This window comes from Bacillus sp. FSL R5-0585, assembly GCF_038004545.1.
GTDB lineage: Bacteria > Bacillota > Bacilli > Bacillales > Bacillaceae_G > Bacillus_A > Bacillus_A cereus.
Window position 1 is genome coordinate 836,433 of record NZ_JBBORJ010000001.1, and the last position, 22,266, is coordinate 858,698.

Sequence of the window (22,266 nt, forward strand, 5' to 3'; positions counted from 1 at the left end):
ATTTGTAGGAAATAGTTTGGGCGGAAGGCTCATTTTGGTAAAATATATAATAGAGTAAAATGAGGCTTTTGGGAGGTATAATTGTATGTCAAAAAAAGTACATGAATTTAATGATATGATACGAAAACTTCGAAAGGAACTTTTCGGAAAAGGACCAGAACGAATTCATACTGTTTTTGCGGAAAATATGGCTATAGCGACTCTTTATGGAAACTTAACACCTACTGAAAAATTTATTTCAAGTACGATGGACGGTGCGGAAATGGTTCATATGGCTAGAACGAAAATGATTCAAGAAGTGTATGCTGCGAATTCCCGTGAACATTTGGAGGAACTTGTTGGAGCGAAATTAGTGAATTTGTTTTCAGATATGAAAGTAGAAGAAGATATTGCAGTTTCTGTATTTGTTTTTGATAAAAATATAACGTGAGAGAAGGATACTGATCGTGAAACCGATACAGGTAGAAAGAGAAATCTTTCGTTATGAACAGGGAGCATTTAAACATATAGAGGACAGCATTGTAACAGAGTTTCCTGTCACCATTAAAATGAACGGACAGGAGTTTGTTACAATGGTTAGTACTCCAGAATATATAGAAGATATGGTAATAGGCTTCTTAGCTTCTGAAGGAATCATTCGGAAGTATGAAGATATTGATAGTGTATGGGTGCAGGAGAAAGAAGGATTTGTGCATGTAACAACGACAAAAGTAAATCCGTATTATGAACAAATGCAAAATAAACGCTATATTACGTCTTGTTGTGGTATGAGTAGGCAAGGGTTTGTTTTTGCAAATGATGCACTAAGTGCAAAAAAAATGAAGGGTGTCCATGTACAGGTTGCTGCCGATGATTGTTTTCGGTTAATGAAAGAAATGCAGCAATCTGCGGATACGTTTCATCATACTGGTGGGGTTCATAATGCAGCTTTATGTGATGTGAATGGTATTATTTTAAGCCGAATGGATATTGGTAGGCATAATGCACTAGACAAAATTTACGGTTATTGTTTAAGAAACGATATTTCTATAAAAGATAAAATCATTGTTTTTAGTGGTCGTATTTCTTCGGAAATATTATTGAAAGTTGTAAAAATCGGTTGTGAAATTATACTATCAAAATCAGCTCCAACTGAGTTAGCCTTGCAACTAGCGGAAGATTTAGGTATTACGACAATAGGATTTATTCGTAATCATTCCTTAAATGTATATACCCATCCAGAACGTGTTTTAAATATAAAATAAAAGTGAGGCAATGAAGATGAAATCAGTTACATTAGACAAGTTGCAACGTCCGTTAAAGGATTTACGTATTTCAGTTACTGATCGCTGTAATTTTCGCTGCCGATATTGTATGCCAGAAGAAATATTTGGTCCTGATTACTCGTTTTTGTCTAATGATAAAATTTTATCTTTTGATGAAATTGAAAGGATAACACGTATTTTCGTTTCTTTAGGTGTGAGAAAATTACGGATTACAGGCGGAGAACCGTTACTTCGAAGAGGGCTTCCAAAGCTTATTGAGCGTCTTAATAAAATTGATGGTGTAGAAGATATCGGTTTAACAACCAATGGATCGTTACTTAAAAAGTTTGCTCCTGATTTATATAAGGCGGGACTATCACGTGTAACAGTTAGCTTAGATTCCTTAGAAGAAGAGCGGTTTTTCTATTTAAATGGTAATAGGAGCAAAGTGCAAAGGGTTCTGGAAGGAATACAGGCTGCAGCTGAAGTTGGAATGAAAATTAAAATAAACATGGTCGTTCAAAAGGGAAAAAACGAACAGGACATTTTGCAGATGGCGCAATATTTTAAGGAAAATAAGCATATTCTTCGTTTTATTGAGTATATGGATGTTGGAAATTATAATGGTTGGGATTTAAAAGAGGTCGTCTCTAAACAAGAAATAGTAGATACGATTCATCAAGTTATGCCGTTAGAACGGATAGAAGCAAATTATTCTGGTGAAGTGGCTACTAGGTATCGTTATATAGGAAGCGATGAGGAAATAGGTATTATTTCATCAGTAACAGATTCTTTTTGCTCATCATGTACGAGAGCTCGTATTTCTGCAGAAGGAAAATTATATACTTGCTTATTTGCTTCTAAAGGAAATGATTTAAGAGAATTGCTTCGTTCTGAACATACAGATGAGGACATTACAGATGTAGTACGCGATATATGGAATAATAGGGAAAATCGTTATTCAGATGAACGCTTAAATCATACAAATAAGAAAACAATACCTAAAATTGAAATGTCACATATCGGTGGTTAATATATAAAGCTAGCGTCATAGTGAAAAATGGAAAATTTACAAGAGTTGTGGATTTTCTATTTTATAGTAAAAGTGATGATTGATATCTCTGTAAAAGATGTGCAGAGAAATTAAGCAGCATTCAAAAACCTTTATTTTGAGGAGGTTTTTTGAAGCTGCTTTTTTATTTGGAGAAAATGGAGGAATGGGTAATGGCATTTCATAAGCCGGAACAAATTGCTGAGCTTGTCATTGAGGCCGGTGTTCAAAAAGTAAGACAGACATTGCCAGCGATGCTTATTCTCGGTTTTTTAGGAGGAGCGTTTATTGCGATAGGTTTTTTACTTAACATTCGAGTTTTAGGGAATTTACCTGAGCGCTGGGGAAGTCTAGTGAATGTTTTAGGAGGAGCAGTATTTCCTGTTGGACTCATGCTCGTAGTATTAGCAGGAGGAGAATTAATTACGGGAAATATGATGTCACTGTCTATGGCGCTTTATGCAAAGAAAATTACATTGATAAGTGTACTGAATAACTGGGTTTGGATTACTCTCATGAACTTTATTGGGGCAATTTTCGTTGCGTATTGCTTTGGACATCTTGGCGGATTAACAGAGGGAGAGTATTTAAATAAAACGGTAGCGATAGCGGAAGGGAAGTTACATGAATCATTTGGGAGAACTTTGATTTTAGCAATTGGTTGTAATTGGCTCGTTTGTCTTGCTCTTTGGCTCGCTTACGGGACGAGTGATTTTGTCGGGAAAATCATCGGAATTTGGATTCCAATTATGGCATTTGTAGTGATTGGATTTCAGCAAGTAGTAGCAAATATGTTTGTCATTTCCGCTGTTATTTTTGCTGGTCATCTAACGTGGATGGATTTGGCTAAAAATTTTGTTCCTGTTTTTATCGGAAATGTAATTGGAGGAGCTGGGTTTGTTGGTTTTGCTTACTTTGCTTGTTATCAGAAACAACATTCTAATATGAAATAGAGTTCTTGAGAGGAAGGGTATGTAATGGCTGATCGGTATTCACGACAACAGTTGTTCAAACCAATTGGGAGTAAAGGACAAGAAAAAATTCGAAATAAACATGTGTTAATTGTAGGGGCAGGCGCATTAGGAAGTGCAAGTGCCGAAAGTTTCGTACGTGCAGGTGTTGGCAAGTTGACGATTATTGATCGTGACTACGTTGAATGGAGTAATTTACAAAGGCAACAATTGTACGCTGAACAAGATGCGAGAGAGAAAATGCCGAAAGCAATTGCTGCAAAAAATCGGCTAGAACAAATTAATTCGGAAGTACAAATACATGCTTTCGTCATGGATGCAACTTCAGAAAATATGGAAGGTCTATTAAAAAATGTAGATGTAATCATTGATGCAACAGATAATTTTGATATTCGATTTGTAATAAATGATTTATCACAAAAACATAATATTCCGTGGGTATATGGTTCTTGCGTTGGATCATATGGTATGAGTTATATAATTATTCCGCAAGAGACACCGTGTTTACATTGTATGCTGAAAAATATTCCTGTTACAGGTGTGACGTGTGATACCGCTGGGATTATTAGCCCGACTGTTCAAATCGTCGCAGCATATCAAGTGGCAGAAGCGCTCAAAATTTTAGTGGAAGATTTCTCAGCAATTAGAAAAACATTTTTCATGTTTGATATATGGAGTAATCAAAATCATTTTATAAAATTAGGGAAAATAAAAACAGACGCTTGTCTCTCATGCGGTTTGAATCGAACTTATCCTTATTTATCATACGAAAATCAAACGAAAGCAGCTGTTTTGTGCGGAAGAAATACAGTTCAAATTAGAACAGTAGACAATAGGAAATACAATTTTGATGATATAGAAAAAGTATTAAAAAAACTGGGAAAAGTAGATCGGAATCCGTATTTACTATCTTGCCAATTCGATGATTACCGCATCGTTTTTTTTCGGGATGGTCGTGTTTTTATTCATGGTACAAATGATATTTCGAAAGCGAAACAACTATATTATCGCGTATTCGGTTAATAGAGAGGGTGTTAACAATGGAAAGAAGAGTGCCAATTACGGTTGAAGAAGCTGTTTGTAAAGTGATGGGATTTGCTGATAAGGGCTTAAAGGAGCTATTACCAATTGAATTAGCTTATGGACGTATATTAGCAGAGGATTTAGTAGCTGACCATGATATACCGTCATTTAATCGTTCGCCGTATGACGGATTTGCTATTCGAGCAGAAGATACTAATTTAGCAAGTTATGAAACGCCAATTGTATTTGAAGTAGTGGGTGAAATTGGTGCAGGATCGCTATTCCATGAGAAAGTAGGTCCATTTCAAGCAGTTCGAATTATGACAGGAGCACAAATTCCGAATGGGTGTGATGCGATTGTTATGTTAGAGCTGACTCGTCAATATGAGAAGAATGGCAACAATTATATGGAAGTGAAGCGATCATTCAAAACGGGCGACAATATTTCTTTTCAAGGTGAAGATGCTCGTAAAGGAACAGTTCTTGCAAAGAAGGGATCGTACATTAATCCAGGTATTTCAGCTCTTCTTGCTACATTCGGTTATAGTGAAGTACCAGTTGCGAGAAAGCCTGTAATTGGACTGTTAGCGACTGGGAGTGAATTACTGGATGTCAATGATTCATTACAGCCAGGGAAAATCCGAAACAGTAATACGTACATGATATTGTCTCAAATTCGAAGAGCGGGCGGAAGAGTAAAATGTTTTGGGAAGTTTAGTGATGATTTTAATACGTGTTTTACAGCTGTGAAAGAAGCGCTTGGCCAAGTAGATATGTTAATTACAACGGGCGGTGTATCAGTAGGAGATTATGATTATTTACCAGCTATTTACGAAAAGTTAGGTGCATCTGTTCTTTTTAATAAAGTTGCAATGCAACCAGGAAGTGTTACGACTGTAGCACAATTAAATGGCAAGTTATTATTTGGTTTATCAGGGAATCCATCAGCTTGTTACGTAGGGTTTGAATTATTCGTAAGACCGTGTATTCGGACGTATATGTTTAGTGAAAAAGTACATTTAAAAAGAGAAAAAGCGTTATTAGGAGAAGATTTTCTAAAACCGAATCCATTTACAAGATTTGTACGAGCAAAACTGCAATATGATGAGGGGAAATTAATCGCTTATCCATCAGGGTTTGATAAATCTAGCTCAGTTTCTTCATTGGCAGAATCCAACGCGTTTATCGTATTGCCGGGCGGGACAAGAGGATATAAAAAAGATATGTTTGTCGATGTTCTTTTATTAGAAGATAACGAAGGTAGTGAATGGCCTTGGACATTTCATAAAGTGAGAGGTGGTTTTAATGGAACAAGTGCTATTTGAGATTGTAGATAATCCGATTTTAGTTGAAGAAGTAACGAATAAAGTCGCAAGAAGAGAAGCAGGTGCGATTACAACATTTATTGGTACGGTGAGAGAATTAACAAAAGGAAAACGAACGCTACATTTAGAGTATGAAGCATATAAACCGATGGCAGTAAAACAACTTATGAGAATTGGAGAAGAAATTTGTGAAAGATGGCCGGATACAAAAGTAGCAATTACGCACCGTGTAGGGCGGCTAGAAATAATGGATATTGCAGTAGTCATTGCAGTTTCATCACCGCATCGTAAAGTAGCTTATGAAGCGAATGAGTACGCGATTGAACGTATAAAACGAATCGTTCCAATTTGGAAAAAAGAATTTTGGGAAGATGGAACGATGTGGGTTGGAGATCAACTTGAAAACACACCATATTCAGAAGGAAAACCAAAGAAGGAAGAATGAGAAAATGATTACAATTTTACTGTTTGCAAATTTGCGTGAGGAAGTTGGGTTGGATCGATTAGTGATTTCAGAAAAGCAAGAAATGACAGTGCAGCAATTAAAAGAATGGCTCAAAGCCAGCTATTGTTTACAATCGCTGGATAAAGTGATGGTGGCTGTTAATGAAGAGTTTGTAATGAATGAAGAGATGATAGAAGCCGGAGATATAGTCGCATTAATCCCACCCGTTAGCGGGGGATAATAAGCTTTTTCACCAGATGAAGTGCCAAGAAAATGTTGTATATAAATTAGAATAAGAGAAGGGATGAGTTCTATGCTTACTCAAGAACAAATAATGAATGCATTAAAACATGTAGAGGATCCAGAGTTACACAAAAGTGTTGTAGAATTAAATATGGTTAGAAATATAAAAATGAACGGAACAGAGGTTAAACTTGAAGTAGTACTAACAATCCTAGGTTGTCCGTTAAAAGCAAAAATTCAACAAGATATTGAAGAATCGCTTCACGCAATTGGTGTCTCTAAAGTGGAGGTAACATTTGGTTCTATGACACAAGAAGAACGTGCAGCTTTAACAGAGAAGTTAAAGAAAAATACTAGAACAGAAACTGGTATGCCGAGCATGCTTCGCCCGGATTCAGGAGTACGTTTTATTACTGTAACGAGCGGAAAAGGCGGAGTTGGAAAATCAACGGTGACAATTAATCTTGCAACTGCACTAGCTCGTATGGGCAAAAAAGTGGGGATATTAGATGCAGATATATATGGTTTTAGTATTCCAGCTATGATGGAAACGAATAAGAAACCAACGATGATTGATCAAACGGCAATTCCAGTCATTAGTCACGGTGTTAAAATCATGTCGATGGGATTCTTTACAGAAGGAAATAACCCAGTGATGTGGCGCGGACCGATGCTAAATAAATGGATTCAAAATTTCCTTGCGAATACGCACTGGGGAGAATTAGATTATTTATTACTTGATTTACCACCAGGTACAGGAGATGTTGCGATTGATGTTGCAGCGATGATTCCGCAAGCGAAAGAAATAATTGTTACAACTCCGCACAATATAGCTTCATTCGTTGCTTCAAGAGTTGGTGTAATGGCAAAACATACGAAGCATGAGATTTTAGGTATTGTGGAAAATATGGCTTATTATGAAGAACAAGATGGATCGAAAAATTATCTCTTCGGAAAAGGCGGCGGCGAAATGCTTGCAGAACAATTGCAAACAGAAGTAATTGCCAAAATACCTTTTGCGAAACGTGAAGAAAATAATGGTTCATCTGTATATGATGAAGATTCTCTTGTTGGAGAAGTGTTTACATCGTTAGCTGAGGATATTATTTATAGAGGATAGAGGGGGAAGTTTAGTATGGCATGTAACATTGATCATTCTATTGAAGATGTGATGAATAAGCTTGAAAGTCAAAAGAATTTTTTACCTGAAGGGATCTTTAAAGAGTTAAAGAGTTTTTTGCAAGGTATTCATTCACAGAAATTATTAAATGATGTTTTTCACCTCCTAAAAAAGTATGATTTAGTCAGTGAGGAAGAACGAGAGACGAGAAACGCACAATTGTTGTACATTTTGAATTAAGTACTCTTTGGCTTTAGAATTTTTTCAGAAGGGGTGAATGTGATGGATATGAAAAAGATGATTGAAACGATAGAAGTAACTAGAGTGACTGACGAGGAATTATCGATTTCGAATTTACATCCAAAGCTTGTGAAGTTGTATAGTCAAAAAGATAGTGCAGAGTATACGAAGCTATTAAAATATATTTTATCATTATCCGTACAGCTGAAGCTGAATCTTGTATTGAAATATTTTGGTGTATGTCCCATTGTTGCTGCAGACGAGCGTGTGCAATTTCAAGAGATATTTAAATGCTTAGCTAAGAAAGATGAGAATGGGGAATGGTTTCTAAATTTTGTTTCTTTATATGTAGGGCTAATTGTAGTTCTTCGTTTTGATGAGAAAGTGATTGAGAGCAATTTTTTTGATGATATGGTAGTGGATGAATGTAATGAAATATAAGATTCTACTCATAACATTTTTCTATATTAAATGTTTTAACTGCGATTTTAGTTGGTTATGTAAATATGAAGGTAGCTAATTAAGAAAAAGGAATGAAACTAGTTGGATAAAAAGAGTTCTTCAGTTGTTTCCGTCGTTTTTTCGTGTTACTATTAATCGAATTTTTCATAAGGAGAGAAAGCGATGAAATGGATTTATTTTCTTATTATTAACGTTATAGCTTTTAGCCTTATGGGGCTTGATAAACGAAAAGCAAAGAAGAAACAGTGGAGAACGCCAGAAAGTACGTTGTTTTTATCGGCGGCAGCTGGAGGAGCAGTTGGAGCTTGGATCGGCATGTATATGTTTCATCATAAAACTCATAAAAAGAAATTTGTTTTCGGCATACCGTTACTTGTTGTAATAACGGTATGTTTATTATTCGTTGTATGAGAAATGTCGAAAGAAATGCAGATTGATTATTGGTAAAGTGAGCATGTGAGACCGTATAATGGAGAAAAAATGAGAAGAGGAGAAAAAGGAAGATGGGGAGTCAATCAGCAGAGCAAAAAAAAGGGATATTATACGCGGCTGGTGCTTACACGATGTGGGGAATCCTACCGATTTATTGGAAATGGGTTGAGGAAGTTCCAGCAGATGAAATATTAGCACACCGCATCGTTTGGGCATTTGTTTTTATGTTACTCGTATTAGGTGTTACGAAGAGGTTTCGTCAGTTTATTGGGGAATTTGTGAATCTTTTTAAACGACCTAAATTATTAATGTCATTAACAATAGCTTCAGTCTTGATTAGCGGAAACTGGTTTGTTTACATATGGGCCGTTAATCATAATCATGTTATTGAAGCGAGTCTTGGCTATTATATTAATCCGCTTATTAGTATTTTACTTGGTACAGTCGTTTTAAAGGAAAAGTTAAACTTCTGGCAATATGTTGCAGTTGGTTTAGCTGGAGTGGGGGTTATCATTTTAACAGTGCGTTTCGGATCTATTCCGTGGGTTTCTCTTTCACTTGCCTTTTCATTTGGATTATACGGATTAACGAAAAAACTGTTAAACTATGATGCTACAATTGGACTTACGATGGAAACGATGTTAGTGACACCGCTTGCAATCATTTACCTTGTTATGACAGGCGTCCATGGTTTCGGCTCATTTGGATCTATTTCAATGTTATCCACATTACTATTAATAGGAGCAGGTATTGTTACAGCTCTACCACTTTTTTATTTTGCAAAAGGAGCCCAACTTATTCCGCTTTATATGGTAGGTTTTTTACAATATATTGCACCAACAATTAGCTTAATTTTAGGTGTATTCGTATTTGGTGAACATTTCACATCTACTCATATGATTGCATTTTTCTGTATATGGGTTGCATTATTTGTATTCTCGGTAGCGAAGACTAAGTTTTTAGTGCAGAAACAACCGAAATTTATAAAAAATAAATCAGCAAAAGTATCATAATGCGTAGTATTTTCTACGCATTTTTCTTTATACTTATATTATATAGAATTTCCATTATAGTCAGTAAGGAGCTGAGAACATGGAAACAATTTTACATAATGATCCGCTTATGGCAGCTGTAATTTCATGGTTTTTAGCACAATTAACAAAAGTAGTCTTCAAATTAGTTAAAACAGGTGAATTTGATTTTGCAAAGTTTTTTGCTTCAGGTGGGATGCCAAGTTCTCATGCTTCAACAGTTACAGCGCTTGCTACAGGAGTTGGAGTAGTGGAAGGTGTGGAAAGCTCGATGTTTGCGGTTGCTACAATTTTTGCCATTATTGTTATGTATGATGCTTCAGGAGTAAGGCTTGCAGTAAGTAAGCAAGCAAAAATATTGAATGACTTTTTTCACGGTAGAGAAACAGAATATAAGAAGTTAAATGAACTTGTTGGGCATACACCGTATGAAGTAGTAGTCGGTGCTTTATTAGGGATTATTGTCGGAGTAGGGTATTGTTTATGAGCAGAACATTTTATATGTTCTGCTTTTCTTTGTTTTTATACATATTCAGCTACCTTTTTGAATATCGTTATACGGATTTCGAAAGGGTGGGTGAGCAACTTGTTATTATATGAAAAAGTGCATGAAGAAATAGCGAGAAGAACAACTGCACTTCAAACAATGCAACGGCAAGATGGTACGTGGCGGTTTTGTTTTGAAGGAGCGCCACTAACAGATTGTCATATGATTTTTTTATTAAAATTATTAGGTAAAGATAAAGAGATAGAACCGTTTGTAAAAAGATTAGCATCACTTCAAACAAATGAAGGAACATGGAAATTGTATGAAGATGAAATGGGTGGTAATTTATCTGCTACAATTCAATCTTATGCTGCCTTACTTGCATCGGAAAAATATACAAAAGAAGATGCGAATATGAAGCGAGCGGAAATGTTTATAAATGAGCGCGGTGGGGTAGCGCGTGCTCATTTTATGACGAAGTTTTTATTAGCGATTCATGGAGAATATGAATATCCTTCTCTCTTTCATTTGCCAACACCAATTATGTTTCTGCAGAATGATTCCCCTCTCAGTATTTTTGAACTGAGTAGCTCAGCACGTATTCATTTAATTCCGATGATGTTGTGTTTAAATAAAAGATTTCGAGTAGGGAAAAAGTTATTGCCAAATTTAAATCACATTGCAGGCGGGGGCGGAGAATGGTTTCGGGAGGATCGGTCTCCAGTTTTTCAAACGTTAGTAAGTGACGTGAAGAAAATTATAACGTATCCACTTTCTTTGCATCATAAAGGATATGAGGAAGTAGAACGTTTTATGAAAGAGCGTATTGATGAAAATGGAACATTATATAGCTACGCAACTGCCTCGTTTTATATGATTTATGCTTTACTTGCATTAGGACATTCTATTCAATCACCAATTATTCAAAAAGCTATAACGGGAATCACATCTTATATATGGAAGATGGAGAGAGGGAGCCATTTGCAAAACTCTCCATCAACTGTATGGGATACAGCTTTACTCAGTTATGCTTTGCAAGAAGCTCAAGTTCCGAAAGCAAGTAAAGTGATTCACAATGCATCAGCATATTTACTAAGAAAACAGCAAACGAAGAAAGTAGATTGGAGTGTACATGCACCGGATCTCTTCCCAGGTGGTTGGGGTTTTTCGGATGTGAATACGACGATTCCAGATATTGATGATACAACTGCTGCGTTAAGAGCATTGGCGCGAAGTAGAGGGAACGAAAATGTAGACACTGCTTGGAAGCGAGCGGTTAATTGGGTTAAAGGATTGCAAAATAATGATGGTGGTTGGGGGGCTTTTGAAAAAGGGGTAACGAGCCGTATATTAGCAAATTTACCAATCGAAAATGCAAGTGATATGATTACAGATCCTTCTACACCAGATATTACAGGAAGAGTATTAGAATTTTTCGGAACGTATACGCAAAATGAATTGCCCGAGAAACAAAAACAAAGTGCGATAAATTGGTTAATGAATGTACAAGAGGAAAATGGATCGTGGTATGGGAAATGGGGAATTTGTTATATATATGGTACGTGGGCAGTGTTGACTGGTTTACGGTCACTAGGAATACCATCTAGCGATCCATCAGTGAAACGAGCAGCTTTATGGCTTGAACATATACAGCATGAAGATGGTGGCTGGGGAGAATCTTGCCAAAGTAGTGTGGAAAAAAGATTTGTTACTTTGCCATTTAGTACACCATCCCAAACAGCATGGGCGTTAGATGCCCTCATTTCTTACTATGATAAAGAAACGCCAGTTATTCGAAAAGGTATTTCATATTTGCTCTCCAACTCTTATATAAATGAAAAATATCCTACTGGAACAGGTTTACCAGGTGGGTTTTATATTCGTTATCATAGTTATGCTCATATATATCCGTTGCTTACTTTGGCTCATTATGCAAAAAAATATAGAAAATAAACCGAGAGATGTCTCTCGGTTTATTTTGTTGGGTAGTAGGTCCCTTTTGAAAAGAATAAGGTTGTGATGTACCTTATTTTTCGGTTGATTGGCGCTTTTGACGTGCATCAGCGGCATTTGCACGTGCGTTTGCTTCTAAGTCATTGTGGTCAGCGAGTTCGCGAGAGAACTCAACATCAATGCCATCCGTTGCTTTGCTTTGTTTGAAATTCTTTTTGTTCATTCGACACAATCTCCTTGCGTTTATGCGACGTTGCAAAGTTAGTTTGACACAAATAGACTTTTTTATACAAAGAGGAATTGGAAAGCAAGGAGCCGAAATATACAGTATAAGTAATAGAAATGGGGGGATAGGAATGGAGTTTTTAAATGGGAAAACAGCTGTTGTAACAGGAGCTGCACAGGGAATTGGAAAAGAGATTGCAAGGGTTTATGCAAAACTAGGGGCGAAAGTATTAATTAGCGATGTAAATGAAGAGAATCTACAAAAAACGACACATGAGTTATCAGATGAAGGATATGAAGTGTGCTCATATCGATGTGATGTGAGTAATCAAAATGAAGCAAAGTCGTTAATTGAATATGCGGTTCAAAAATTTGGTACGTTACATATTTTGGTGAATAATGCTGGAATTACAAGAGACGCAATGTTACATAAAATGGAGAAGTCTGCCTGGGAACAAGTATTACAAGTGAATTTAACTGGAGTTTTTTATTGTATGCAACCCGCGCTTCTTTACATGAGACAACAAGGGTATGGACGCATTATTAATATATCTTCAATTAGTAGAGAAGGAAACATAGGTCAAGCAAATTATGCGGCTACAAAGGCAGGAGTTGTAGGATTAACGAAAACAGCAGCGAAAGAAGTTGGAAGTTTCGGTATTACTTGTAATGCGATTTGTCCGGGGTTTATGGATACAGATATGACCAAAACGATACCAGATAAAGTGAAAGAAAAGATGGTTGGCGCTATTCCAGTTGGTAGAATTGGAACGCCAGAAGATATTGCGAACGCAGCAGCCTTTTTAGCATCAGAATACGCATCTTATATTACAGGTGAAGTATTAAATGTGAGCGGAGGACTGCAAGTTTAAAGGAATACATAATGAAAAGAACCTGACCAGGTAGGTCAGGTTCTTTCTCATTAATTTAAGTTAAGCCAAACGCTCTTTACTTCTGTATAGTTATTTAATGCGTAAGATCCCATTTCACGGCCAAGACCAGATTGTTTAAATCCTCCAAATGGAGATGCTGCATCAAAGACGTTATAACAGTTTACCCATACTGTACCTGCACGTACTTTACTTGCAACATAGTGTGCTGTTTTAACATTTTCTGTCCACACACCAGCCGCTAAGCCGAATTGTGATTTATTTGCACGTTCAATTACTTCGTCAATATCGTTAAACGGTATTGCAGAAATAACTGGACCGAAAATTTCTTCTTTTGCGATCGTCATTTCATCATTTACGTCAGCGAATACTGTAGGAGAAACGAAGTAGCCTTGATCGAATGGATTACTTCCTCCGCAAAGTACTTCAGCGCCTTCTTCAATCCCTTTTTCAATGTAGCCCATTACACGTTTTTGTTGTTCTTCGGAAACGAGAGGGCCAATTGTTGTTTCAGGGTTAAGACCGACACCTTGATTTAGTTTTTTAGAATAGAGGACGAGATCAGCCATGACATTATCATACATTTTCTTCGGAACAAATAAGCGTGATCCAGCAGAGCATACTTGTCCTTGGTTAAACATAACACCAGAAAGTGCACCAGGAATCGCGCGAGATAAATCAGCATCTGGCAATATGATATTTGGTGATTTACCTCCTAATTCAAGTGTAACGCGTTTTAATGTTTCGGATGCTTGTCGCATAATTTGTTTACCGACAGGAGTAGAACCGGTAAATGCAATTTTGTCAACGAGTGGATGATTAACGAGAGCTTGTCCAGCTGATTCACCGAATCCAGGTACGATATTAATAACACCTTTCGGGAATCCAGCTTCTTCAATTAATTCAGCTAAGTATAGAGCAGATAGTGGAGTTTGTTCTGCAGGTTTTAAAACGATTGTACATCCTGTAGCAAGCGCTGCTCCCATTTTCCACATTGCCATAAGGAGCGGGAAGTTCCAAGGGATAATTTGACCAACGACACCAACAGCTTCATGGCGTGTATAGTTAAAGTAATCACCGGAAACAGGAATTGTTTGACCAACGATTTTCGTAGCCCAACCAGCGTAATAGCGCATATGCTCAATTGCAAGTGGTATGTCTGCTGCCATTGTTTCACGGATTGGCTTTCCGTTATCTAATGTTTCGAGCTGTGCAAGCTCTTCTTTATGTTCTTCCATTAAATCAGCTAACTTGTACATAAGACGGCTTCGCTCAGCGGTGCTCATACGAGACCAAGGACCTTCGTCAAAAGCCATACGAGCTGCGACTACAGCTTTATGAATATCTTCGCGACCAGCTTCAGAAACGACGGCAAGAGTTTCACCAGTTGCTGGGTTAGGTGTTTTAAATGTTTTACCGGAAGCGCTTTCGATGAAAGATCCATTCACATATAACTTTTTTGTACCTTGAAGAAATTTCTCTACCTTTTCATGAAGATTTACAGCTAGTTGACTCATTGTATAACCCCCTTGAAAATATAATGTAAACGCAGTACGAGACGGCGCTTATTCCGAAATCAAGGATGTGGAAACTAGATGGAAAGCCTCTAATTAAAATCATAATTAAGAAATACTGAAAATTCAAATTTCATTTGTGTTACAATTGTAAAAAATATGTAATGTAAGAGAAGCTTCTATATGATTATAAAAAATCCTGCTTGTTTTTGCTTTCTAGTAGGAAAAACTAGAAGAACAATGGTACAATAATACATCGTGAGAGGAGGGGTAAAAATGAAAGATTATCATGATGATCCACGCTTTCGAATAGCCCATAGAGAAGCGTTAATTGGTCTTGGACTTGCTATTATTAATTTTATAATATGGTACGGATTTGCTTATGGGCTTGGTAGTAAAAATCCGAATGAATATACATATGTATTAGGTTTTCCCGCATGGTTTTTTTATAGCTGTATCGTTGGATTTATCGTTATGGTTATTTTACTTAGTTTAGTTGTTCGTTTTGTATTTCAAGATATTTCACTCGATGAGGAAGAAAAAAGTGAGGAATAATAGATGAATTGGTATGTAATCATTCCAATGATAATTTCGTTTATCGTTGTATTTTTAATTGGTGTATATGCTTCAAGACGTGTGCAAGCAACTGCTCATAATAAATTTTTACAAGAATATTTTCTTGGTGGGCGTGAGCTAGGCGGTTTATTATTAGCGATGACAATGATTGCTACGTACGGTAGTGCAAGTAGCTTTATTGGTGGCCCTGGTATTGCTTACAATATGGGGCTTGGATGGGTACTGTTATCTGCGATTCAAGTTGTAACAGGCTATATCGTTTTAACGGTTATCGGTAAAAAGTTTGCAATTATCGCTAGGAAGATGGAAGCAATTACTCTTATCGATTATTTAAAAGGGAGATACAATAATAAAGCAGTTGTTATACTTTCTGCGTTATGTATTATTATCTTTTTATTTTCAGCGACAGTAGCCCAGTGGGTCGGTGGTGGACGATTAATCGAGTCACTAACGGGTCTATCGTATACAACAGCACTATTTTTATTTACTTTTTCTGTACTTGTGTACGTATTAATTGGTGGATTTCGTGCAGTTGCTCTATCAGATACATTATTAGGAATCATTATGTTAGTTGGAACGACAATCATTTTAATTGCTACTGTCATTGCTGGTGGTGGAATTGAAAAGATTATGCAGGAACTTGTTCAAATTAATCCAAAGTTAATTACACCATTCGGAGCAGATGGCAGTTTAACGAAATCATATGTTACATCATTTTGGATTTTAATTGGAATTGGCGTTGTCGGCTTACCGCAAATTAGCGTGCGTGCCATGTCTTATAAAAATTCAAAAGCGATGCATCAAGCTTTAATAATTGGAACCGTTGTCGTTGGCACAATTATGATCGGTATGCATTTAACTGGTGTATTTGCAAGAGTAGTACTTCCAGGTATAACGGTACCAGATAAAGTAATGCCGCTACTTGCGATGGAAGTGTTACCTCCTTGGTTAGCTGGAGTTTTCTTAGCTGCACCGATGGCAGCGATTATGTCTACAGTAAACTCTTTATTATTACTTGTAAGCTCGTCAATTATTAAAGATATATACGTAAATTACATAAATAAAGATGCAGCAGACAGTACGATAAAAAAAGGAAGTTTATGGATTACTGGTATTGTAGGACTACTCGTTTATGCAGCGGCGATTAAACCACCAGATTTTTTAATATGGCTAAATTTATTTTCTTTCGGTGGATTAGAAGCAGCATTCATTTGGCCAATCGTATTAGGGTTATATTGGAGGAAAGGAAATGCTACAGGAGCGCTTGCGTCTATTTTAGTTGGGGTAGGCTCATATATGTGTATTCATCTTTTCTATCCAAATCCGTTCGGTATACATACAGTTGTCTTCCCGATTTGTTTTGCGTTTATCGCTTATGTTATTGGAAGTATGAGTGCTGTAAAAAAAACAGTATAGGTTAGCTGAAGAACTTAGTCCTTATAAGACTGCGTTTTTTCTTATGAATTTGTTCTTTTTTTATTCTGTATATCCACGGTTATTCATAAATTAATAACAACTGAGGGGATGGAGTTGAGGTCGATGAAAAAAGTGTTATTTTTAGGAGACCCAGGAATTGATGACTCTTTAGCAATTATGTATGGATTGTTGCATCCTGATATTGATATTGTTGGTGTAGTAACGGGATATGGAAATGTAACACAAGAAAAGGCGACAAGTAATGCCGCATATTTATTGCAAATGGCAGGACGGGAAGATATACCTGTTATTAATGGTGCGAAAATTCCTTTATCCGGAGATATTACGACGTATTATCCAGAAATTCATGGGACAGACGGTTTAGGGCCAATTAAACCTCCAAAAACTTTTTCACCAAATATAAAGCCTTTTTGTACATTTTTTGATCTTCTTGAAAAATATAAAGGAGAATTAATAATAGTCGATGCTGGTAGATCAACAACATTAGCGACAGCATTTATTTTAGAAAAGCCGATGATGAAGTATGTGAAAGAATATTATATAATGGGCGGTGCTTTCTTAATGCCTGGCAATGTAACACCAGTCGCAGAGGCGAATTTTCATGGTGATCCCATTGCGTCACAATTAGTTATGCAAAATGCCAAAAATGTGACATTAGTGCCACTTAACGTTACATCTGAAGCAATTATTACACCGGAAATGGTAAAATATATTACGAAACACTCTAAAACGAGTTTTAATAAGTTAATCGAGCCGATATTTACGTATTATTATAAAGCATATAAAAAGTTAAACCCGAAAATAACAGGTAGTCCAGTACATGACGTCGTTACAATGATGGTTGCGGCAAATCCATCCATTTTAGATTATGTATATCGTCGTGTCGATGTAGATACAGTTGGAATTGCAAAAGGAGAGAGTATTGCTGATTTTCGGCCTCAACCTGATGCAAAAGCATTAAAAAATTGGGTGCGAATTGGTTGGTCGTTACATTATAAAAAGTTTCTTGAGGATTTTGTGAAATTTATGACGTAGACATAATAGGAGCATACAAGTTAAAATAATGGAGATGGTTATTTAAATGACCATCTCCATTATTTTGTTTTTAAATGATAAATAGAGAAGAGTTACACAATAGGAGAGGAATTTTACTTGAAAAAAACTATAGTATGCGCAGTAATTGTGGGTATTTTTGTTTTGCTAATATCGGGTAACTTTTTAGTGAAAAAAGTGTGGAGTTCAAATAATGATGATGCACAGTATATTGCATCTTTTATTGAAGAACATAAAGATGAAAAAAATAGTGCGCTTCTAGTAAAGAGAAATGATAAAGTTGTTTATTCTGTAAACCCAAATGTTGTATTGCCAGTTGCTAGTACGATGAAATTAATTGTGGCGCTTGAATATACGAAACAAGTTACTGAAGGGAAAATTGATTCTTCTAGTTTCGTGTCGATTAATGATGTGAATCGTTATTATGTGCCGAATACAGATGGTGGTGCACAAGATAGATGGCAAAAGTATTTGGAGAAGACGGGCAAGATAACTGAAGGAGCGGTTTCTTTAGAAGAAGTGGCAAAAGGAATGGTTAAGTTTAGTTCGAATGCAAATGCTGAATACTTAATGGAATTGTTAGGATTAGATAACATCAATCGAAATTTACAAAGTTTATCACTTCCTGCACATCAACCACTATTTCCAATCGTTTCATCTTTGTATATCCCGGGATATTTGCATAAAGAATTACATGTTCCAAAATATAAAATAGAGAAAAAGTTAAAAGAAATGTCTCAAGAGCAATATCGTGAATATGCGATGATTATTCATGAACGCTTAAAGAAGAAGGGACCATTATTACAGAAGGAAATTCCGCTTTATTTAGAGGAACGTTACGACAAAATTTGGTCAGATAGATTACCAGCAGCTTCTGCAAATGATTATATGGTATTACTTCAAAAGGCAAACCATAAAGGTGGCTTGACAGAGGCTGAAGAAAAAGTGTGGGCAAATATCGTTGAAACAGACATGAGTGCCAAGAAATACCGTAAAACATTCAGACATGCGGGGCAAAAGAATGGTTACACACCATGGACGGTTACAAAAGCAGTTTACGCTATGGATAAACGTGGAAACTGTACGGAGATTGTGTTTTTGGCGAATAATTTAAATGAAGACGATAGTGCAGAAATACGGAAACATTTAGCAAACTTACATTTCCAAGTGTTGCAAAGTGATAAGTATGATGCGACTTTTATTAAATAAACTCGGTGCAGAGAGCACCGAGTTTATTTTTATGTACAAGCACTTTTTTTCTATCTCTGGGTATGATGGGTAGTAATACTTAGGTGAGAGGGGAAAAGGTGATGAAACAAAGTAAAGAAGAGTTTATAAAGAGTGAAGGCGCTGATTTCCCTGGGAAAACATATGTGGATTGTGTATTACAACATGTATTTCATTTTCAAAGAAATTACTTATTGAAAGATATGTTTCAAGTGCATAAAGCACATATTACGATGCTGACGGAAGAAAATTTAATGAAAAAGGAAGAAGCTAAAGTTATATTACACGCATTAAAAAAGGTAGAGGGAATTCCAGAAGAGCAATTGCTCTATACAGAGCAGCATGAAGATCTCTTTTTTTTAGTCGAACATTTAATTTCTCAAGAAGCGAAATGCGATTTTGTAAGTAATATGCATATTGGTAGAAGTAGAAATGATATGGGCGTAACGATGTATCGCATGAGTTTAAGGCGATATGTATTACGATTAATAGAACATCATTTGTTATTGCAAGAAAGTGTACTGCAACTTGCCGTTGATCATAAGGAAACGATCATGCCAGCTTATACACATACACAACCAGCACAGCCAACAACATTTGGTCATTATACGTTAGCAATTTATGATACGATGCAAAGAGATTTAGAACGAATGAAAAAAACGTACCAGCTTTTAAATCAGTCTCCAATGGGGGCAGCTGCACTCTCTACAACAAGTTTCCCGATTAAACGAGAACGAGTTGCTCATCTACTTGGATTTACAAATGTAATTGAGAACTCATATGATGCTGTTGCTGGAGCGGATTATTTATTAGAAGTTAGCTCGCTACTTATGGTAATGATGACGAATACGAGTAGATGGATTCATGACTTTTTGTTGTTAGCAACGAAAGAATATGACGGTATTACTGTTGCAAAGCCATATGTACAAATCAGTAGTATTATGCCGCAAAAACGAAATCCGGTTTCAATTGAACACGCTCGTGCAATTACGAGTAGTGCTTTAGGAGAAGCATTTACAGTATTTCAAATGATTCATAATACACCATTTGGTGATATTGTCGATACGGAAGATGACTTGCAGCCATATTTATATAAAGGGATTGAAAAGGCAATTCGTGTTTTTTGTATGATGAATGCAGTGATCCGAACGATGAAAGTAGAAGAAGAAACGTTAAAAAGTCGTTCCTATAAACATGCAATAACGATAACGGATTTCGCCGATGTTTTAACAAAAAACTATGAAATTCCATTTCGGCATGCTCATCATGCAGCAAGTGCTATTGCAAATATGTTATTGGAGCAGAAAAAAGAACTACATGAATTACACTTCAAAGAGGTAAATATGTACTTGCAAGAACATTTTAAAATAAATTTATTAGAAAAAGAGTGGAAAGAAATTATATCGCCAGAAGCTTTTATTCAAAAAAGAAATGTATACGGTGGACCGAGTAAAAAAGAAATGAATCGTATGATTAAAAATCGACAAGAGTCATTTCGAAAAGAAGAAGATGTATTTGAAAAGGAAAAACAGAGAATTTTACAAGCTGAAAATGCTTTGAATACATTAGCTTTGAATATTATTGAATCGTAAAAGAGGGATTTAATGAATTAATCGCCAATACTTAATTAAAATATAAATAGAGAGAAGAGATTGTCGATGATTCAATTACATGTATATGAAGAGATTTTTCATTTTAAAGAAGATGTTACACCATTTCTAGAAAAGAATGAGCAGGAAAACAATCTCATATTAGGTGTATTACAAATGGTCCAACAACCAACATTTATGGGGATAGCGAAACAAGGAGAAGAAATTGCGGTTGTATTTCTGCAAACAGAAGAGAAGAAACAAATCATTGTTGCAACTTCTGAAATTGCGGGAGTAACTATTGAGGAACTTGCAAAAGAATTAACGAAAGTATATCCGGATATTCCTGGATTGATCGGTAATAAGAAAATTGTACAGAAATTAGCGGAAGAGATTGCAGTATTAGAAAATAAAAAAACGCATGTTGCAATGGAGCAAGGTGTGTATAAGTTGAACAGAGTAAAGAAGAAGTGTAATGCGAATGGATTTTTTCGAGCGGTAAATAATGATGAATTACCATTAATAGAACAGTGGATATATCAATTTTGTGAAGACGTAAAGCTTCCTACTACGAAAGAAGAAGCAAAACAAACTGCGTATACATTAATAACTACAAATCGACTGTTTGGTTTGGAAGTGGATGGGAAACTCGTTTCTGTAGCTGCAAAAACGAGACCAACTAAAAATAATATAACAGTTAATTTTGTATATACGCCGAAAGAAGCAAGGAAAAAGGGATACGCATCTAAGTGTGTAGCAGCACTTAGTCAACGTATGTTAGATGAAGGGTACAAGACGACTACGTTATATACTGATTTAGCGAATCCGATATCGAATAAAATTTATCAAGAAATTGGTTATGAGAAAATTGCGGAGTCTGTGCTTATATTTTTAGAGAAGTAAAACAAAAAGGTGTGCGATTTTAGCACACCTTTTTGTTATTCATCAATTCTAATAATCTCGCCTTGAGGAAAGTCCTCAGTTTCTAGTAAGTTACGAATAGCTTTCGCAACATATTCAGGTGATAATAGTTTTCCTTCTTCTTTTAATGCAATGAAGCGGTCCAAGTTTATGAAATCTTCTTTATTTGTTTCACGAATTTGTGATTGCATATTAGTATCAACAACGCCAGGTGCAAAAGCGACGATTTTTACTGGATATTCTTTTTCTGCTTCTTCAGTTGCTACGCACTGTGTAAACATATTTACACCAGCTTTCGTTGTACAATAAGCGCCCCAGCCAAAGTAAGGATTTTTTCCTGCACCAGATGAAATGTTAATAACGCGTTTATCTACTTTCCAGTCTTTCGTATGTTTCATAAATGTAGATGTAAGAATCATAGGTGCAAGTAAATTAATGTGAACGTTCGTAATGAATTGTTCGCTTTCAGCTTTTTCGATTGGCTTCATAGGTGCAACTGTACCCGCATTATTAATTAAATGAATAGAGGATACATTGTCTTTTTTAATAGATGAAATGATCTCTTTAAAGTTAGTTTCTAAGTTATGTACATCTTGAAGATCTAGGGAATGAAAAATGCAATTGCTGTTATATTGCTCTGCAAGTTTCGTAAGCTCTTTATTTTCTCTTCTAGAAATAGAGATGACAGTTGTATTTTTTTCTAATAATTGCGTAGCGATTGCCTCACCTAAACCTTGTGAAGTTCCTGTTATGATAACGTAGCGCATAGTTTTATAAACCCCTCTCATATGTGCGGAATTTTGTTGG

25 protein-coding genes are annotated in these 22,266 nt (G+C 36.1%); 22 read left to right on the plus strand and 3 right to left on the minus strand.

The genetic code is table 11. The annotated features are described in order from the left end of the window. Positions 1-85: 85 nt before the first annotated feature. The 15 genes from MKY38_RS04455 to MKY38_RS04525 all read left to right on the plus strand — a co-directional run bounded on the left by MKY38_RS04455 (position 86) and on the right by MKY38_RS04525 (position 12,027). A complete protein-coding gene (locus MKY38_RS04455; protein ID WP_000039582.1) occupies positions 86-430 on the plus strand; it encodes a DUF2294 domain-containing protein in 345 nt (114 codons plus the stop codon). Between the two features lie 16 nt (positions 431-446). Further along, a complete protein-coding gene (fdhD, locus tag MKY38_RS04460; protein ID WP_065224123.1) occupies positions 447-1,244 on the plus strand; it encodes a formate dehydrogenase accessory sulfurtransferase FdhD in 798 nt (265 codons plus the stop codon). Between the two features lie 16 nt (positions 1,245-1,260). Next, on the plus strand, positions 1,261-2,277 hold the full coding sequence (moaA, locus tag MKY38_RS04465; RefSeq protein ID WP_065224124.1) for a GTP 3',8-cyclase MoaA: 1,017 nt from the start codon (positions 1,261-1,263) through the stop codon (positions 2,275-2,277). Positions 2,278-2,468: 191 nt separating this feature from the next. Continuing rightward, positions 2,469-3,248 (plus strand): formate/nitrite transporter family protein, encoded by a 780-nt coding sequence (locus MKY38_RS04470; RefSeq protein WP_000863998.1) that lies wholly within the window; start codon positions 2,469-2,471, stop codon positions 3,246-3,248. Between the two features lie 24 nt (positions 3,249-3,272). Beyond that, a complete protein-coding gene (locus MKY38_RS04475; RefSeq protein WP_076876425.1) occupies positions 3,273-4,289 on the plus strand; it encodes a molybdopterin-synthase adenylyltransferase MoeB in 1,017 nt (338 codons plus the stop codon). A 17-nt stretch (positions 4,290-4,306) separates the two neighbouring features. After that, positions 4,307-5,614, plus strand: coding sequence for a molybdopterin molybdotransferase MoeA (locus MKY38_RS04480; protein ID WP_341048188.1), 1,308 nt, complete (start codon positions 4,307-4,309; stop codon positions 5,612-5,614). Further along, positions 5,595-6,059, plus strand: a complete 465-nt coding sequence (locus MKY38_RS04485) for a molybdenum cofactor biosynthesis protein MoaE (RefSeq protein ID WP_065224127.1) — start codon at positions 5,595-5,597, stop codon at positions 6,057-6,059. The genes MKY38_RS04480 and MKY38_RS04485 overlap by 20 nt, the downstream gene beginning before the upstream one ends. A 4-nt stretch (positions 6,060-6,063) precedes the next feature. Then, positions 6,064-6,300, plus strand: a complete 237-nt coding sequence (gene moaD, locus MKY38_RS04490; protein WP_065224128.1) for a molybdopterin converting factor subunit 1 — start codon at positions 6,064-6,066, stop codon at positions 6,298-6,300. Positions 6,301-6,372: 72 nt separating this feature from the next. Next, positions 6,373-7,422 (plus strand): P-loop NTPase, encoded by a 1,050-nt coding sequence (locus MKY38_RS04495; protein ID WP_078439713.1) that lies wholly within the window; start codon positions 6,373-6,375, stop codon positions 7,420-7,422. Positions 7,423-7,437: 15 nt separating this feature from the next. Continuing rightward, positions 7,438-7,662 carry a hypothetical protein gene (locus tag MKY38_RS04500; protein ID WP_000752375.1) on the plus strand — a complete coding sequence of 75 codons (225 nt, stop codon included), beginning with the start codon at positions 7,438-7,440 and terminating at the stop codon, positions 7,660-7,662. A gap of 42 nt (positions 7,663-7,704) precedes the next feature. Further along, positions 7,705-8,103 (plus strand): hypothetical protein, encoded by a 399-nt coding sequence (locus tag MKY38_RS04505; protein WP_065224130.1) that lies wholly within the window; start codon positions 7,705-7,707, stop codon positions 8,101-8,103. Between the two features lie 183 nt (positions 8,104-8,286). Beyond that, positions 8,287-8,535, plus strand: coding sequence for a DUF1294 domain-containing protein (locus MKY38_RS04510; RefSeq protein WP_000871349.1), 249 nt, complete (start codon positions 8,287-8,289; stop codon positions 8,533-8,535). Between the two features lie 92 nt (positions 8,536-8,627). Then, the gene (gene rarD / locus MKY38_RS04515) at positions 8,628-9,569 is read left to right on the plus strand and encodes an EamA family transporter RarD (protein WP_065224131.1); all 942 of its coding nucleotides are present in this window, start codon (positions 8,628-8,630) and stop codon (positions 9,567-9,569) included. Positions 9,570-9,648: 79 nt separating this feature from the next. After that, positions 9,649-10,074 (plus strand): divergent PAP2 family protein, encoded by a 426-nt coding sequence (locus tag MKY38_RS04520; RefSeq protein WP_000447820.1) that lies wholly within the window; start codon positions 9,649-9,651, stop codon positions 10,072-10,074. A gap of 99 nt (positions 10,075-10,173) precedes the next feature. Beyond that, positions 10,174-12,027 (plus strand): terpene cyclase/mutase family protein, encoded by a 1,854-nt coding sequence (locus MKY38_RS04525; protein WP_341048194.1) that lies wholly within the window; start codon positions 10,174-10,176, stop codon positions 12,025-12,027. A gap of 73 nt (positions 12,028-12,100) precedes the next feature. Here the strand turns inward: MKY38_RS04525 and MKY38_RS04530 are convergent, their stop codons facing one another. After that, the gene (locus MKY38_RS04530; protein WP_001035815.1) at positions 12,101-12,250 is read right to left on the minus strand and encodes a YfhD family protein; all 150 of its coding nucleotides are present in this window, start codon (positions 12,248-12,250) and stop codon (positions 12,101-12,103) included. 133 nt (positions 12,251-12,383) lie between these two features. Here MKY38_RS04530 and fabG point away from each other — a divergent pair, with 133 nt between their 5' ends. Then, positions 12,384-13,124: a 3-oxoacyl-ACP reductase FabG gene (gene fabG, locus MKY38_RS04535; RefSeq protein ID WP_025708953.1), complete on the plus strand. Its 741-nt coding sequence runs from the start codon at positions 12,384-12,386 to the stop codon at positions 13,122-13,124. Between the two features lie 50 nt (positions 13,125-13,174). Here the strand turns inward: fabG and dhaS are convergent, their stop codons facing one another. Further along, positions 13,175-14,659, minus strand: coding sequence for an aldehyde dehydrogenase DhaS (dhaS, locus tag MKY38_RS04540; RefSeq protein WP_000080281.1), 1,485 nt, complete (start codon positions 14,657-14,659; stop codon positions 13,175-13,177). A 273-nt stretch (positions 14,660-14,932) separates the two neighbouring features. Between dhaS and MKY38_RS04545 the strand changes: the two genes are divergently transcribed. The 6 genes from MKY38_RS04545 (at position 14,933) to MKY38_RS04570 (ending at position 21,441) form a co-directional block, all read left to right on the plus strand. After that, positions 14,933-15,211, plus strand: coding sequence for a YhdT family protein (locus MKY38_RS04545; RefSeq protein WP_000656239.1), 279 nt, complete (start codon positions 14,933-14,935; stop codon positions 15,209-15,211). Positions 15,212-15,214: 3 nt separating this feature from the next. Next, positions 15,215-16,648 carry a sodium/pantothenate symporter gene (gene panF, locus MKY38_RS04550; protein WP_001104820.1) on the plus strand — a complete coding sequence of 478 codons (1,434 nt, stop codon included), beginning with the start codon at positions 15,215-15,217 and terminating at the stop codon, positions 16,646-16,648. A gap of 123 nt (positions 16,649-16,771) precedes the next feature. Next, entirely contained in the window at positions 16,772-17,704 is a 933-nt protein-coding gene (locus MKY38_RS04555) for a nucleoside hydrolase (RefSeq protein WP_000756457.1), read from the plus strand. 117 nt (positions 17,705-17,821) lie between these two features. After that, positions 17,822-18,931, plus strand: a complete 1,110-nt coding sequence (locus MKY38_RS04560; RefSeq protein ID WP_000751366.1) for a serine hydrolase — start codon at positions 17,822-17,824, stop codon at positions 18,929-18,931. A gap of 101 nt (positions 18,932-19,032) precedes the next feature. After that, positions 19,033-20,541 (plus strand): argininosuccinate lyase, encoded by a 1,509-nt coding sequence (argH, locus tag MKY38_RS04565; protein ID WP_025708950.1) that lies wholly within the window; start codon positions 19,033-19,035, stop codon positions 20,539-20,541. 66 nt (positions 20,542-20,607) lie between these two features. Next, on the plus strand, positions 20,608-21,441 hold the full coding sequence (locus MKY38_RS04570; protein ID WP_000615383.1) for a GNAT family N-acetyltransferase: 834 nt from the start codon (positions 20,608-20,610) through the stop codon (positions 21,439-21,441). A 35-nt stretch (positions 21,442-21,476) separates the two neighbouring features. Here MKY38_RS04570 and MKY38_RS04575 read toward each other — a convergent pair whose 3' ends face one another. Further along, a complete protein-coding gene (locus tag MKY38_RS04575; RefSeq protein WP_001271056.1) occupies positions 21,477-22,226 on the minus strand; it encodes a (S)-benzoin forming benzil reductase in 750 nt (249 codons plus the stop codon). Positions 22,227-22,266: the final 40 nt, after the last annotated feature.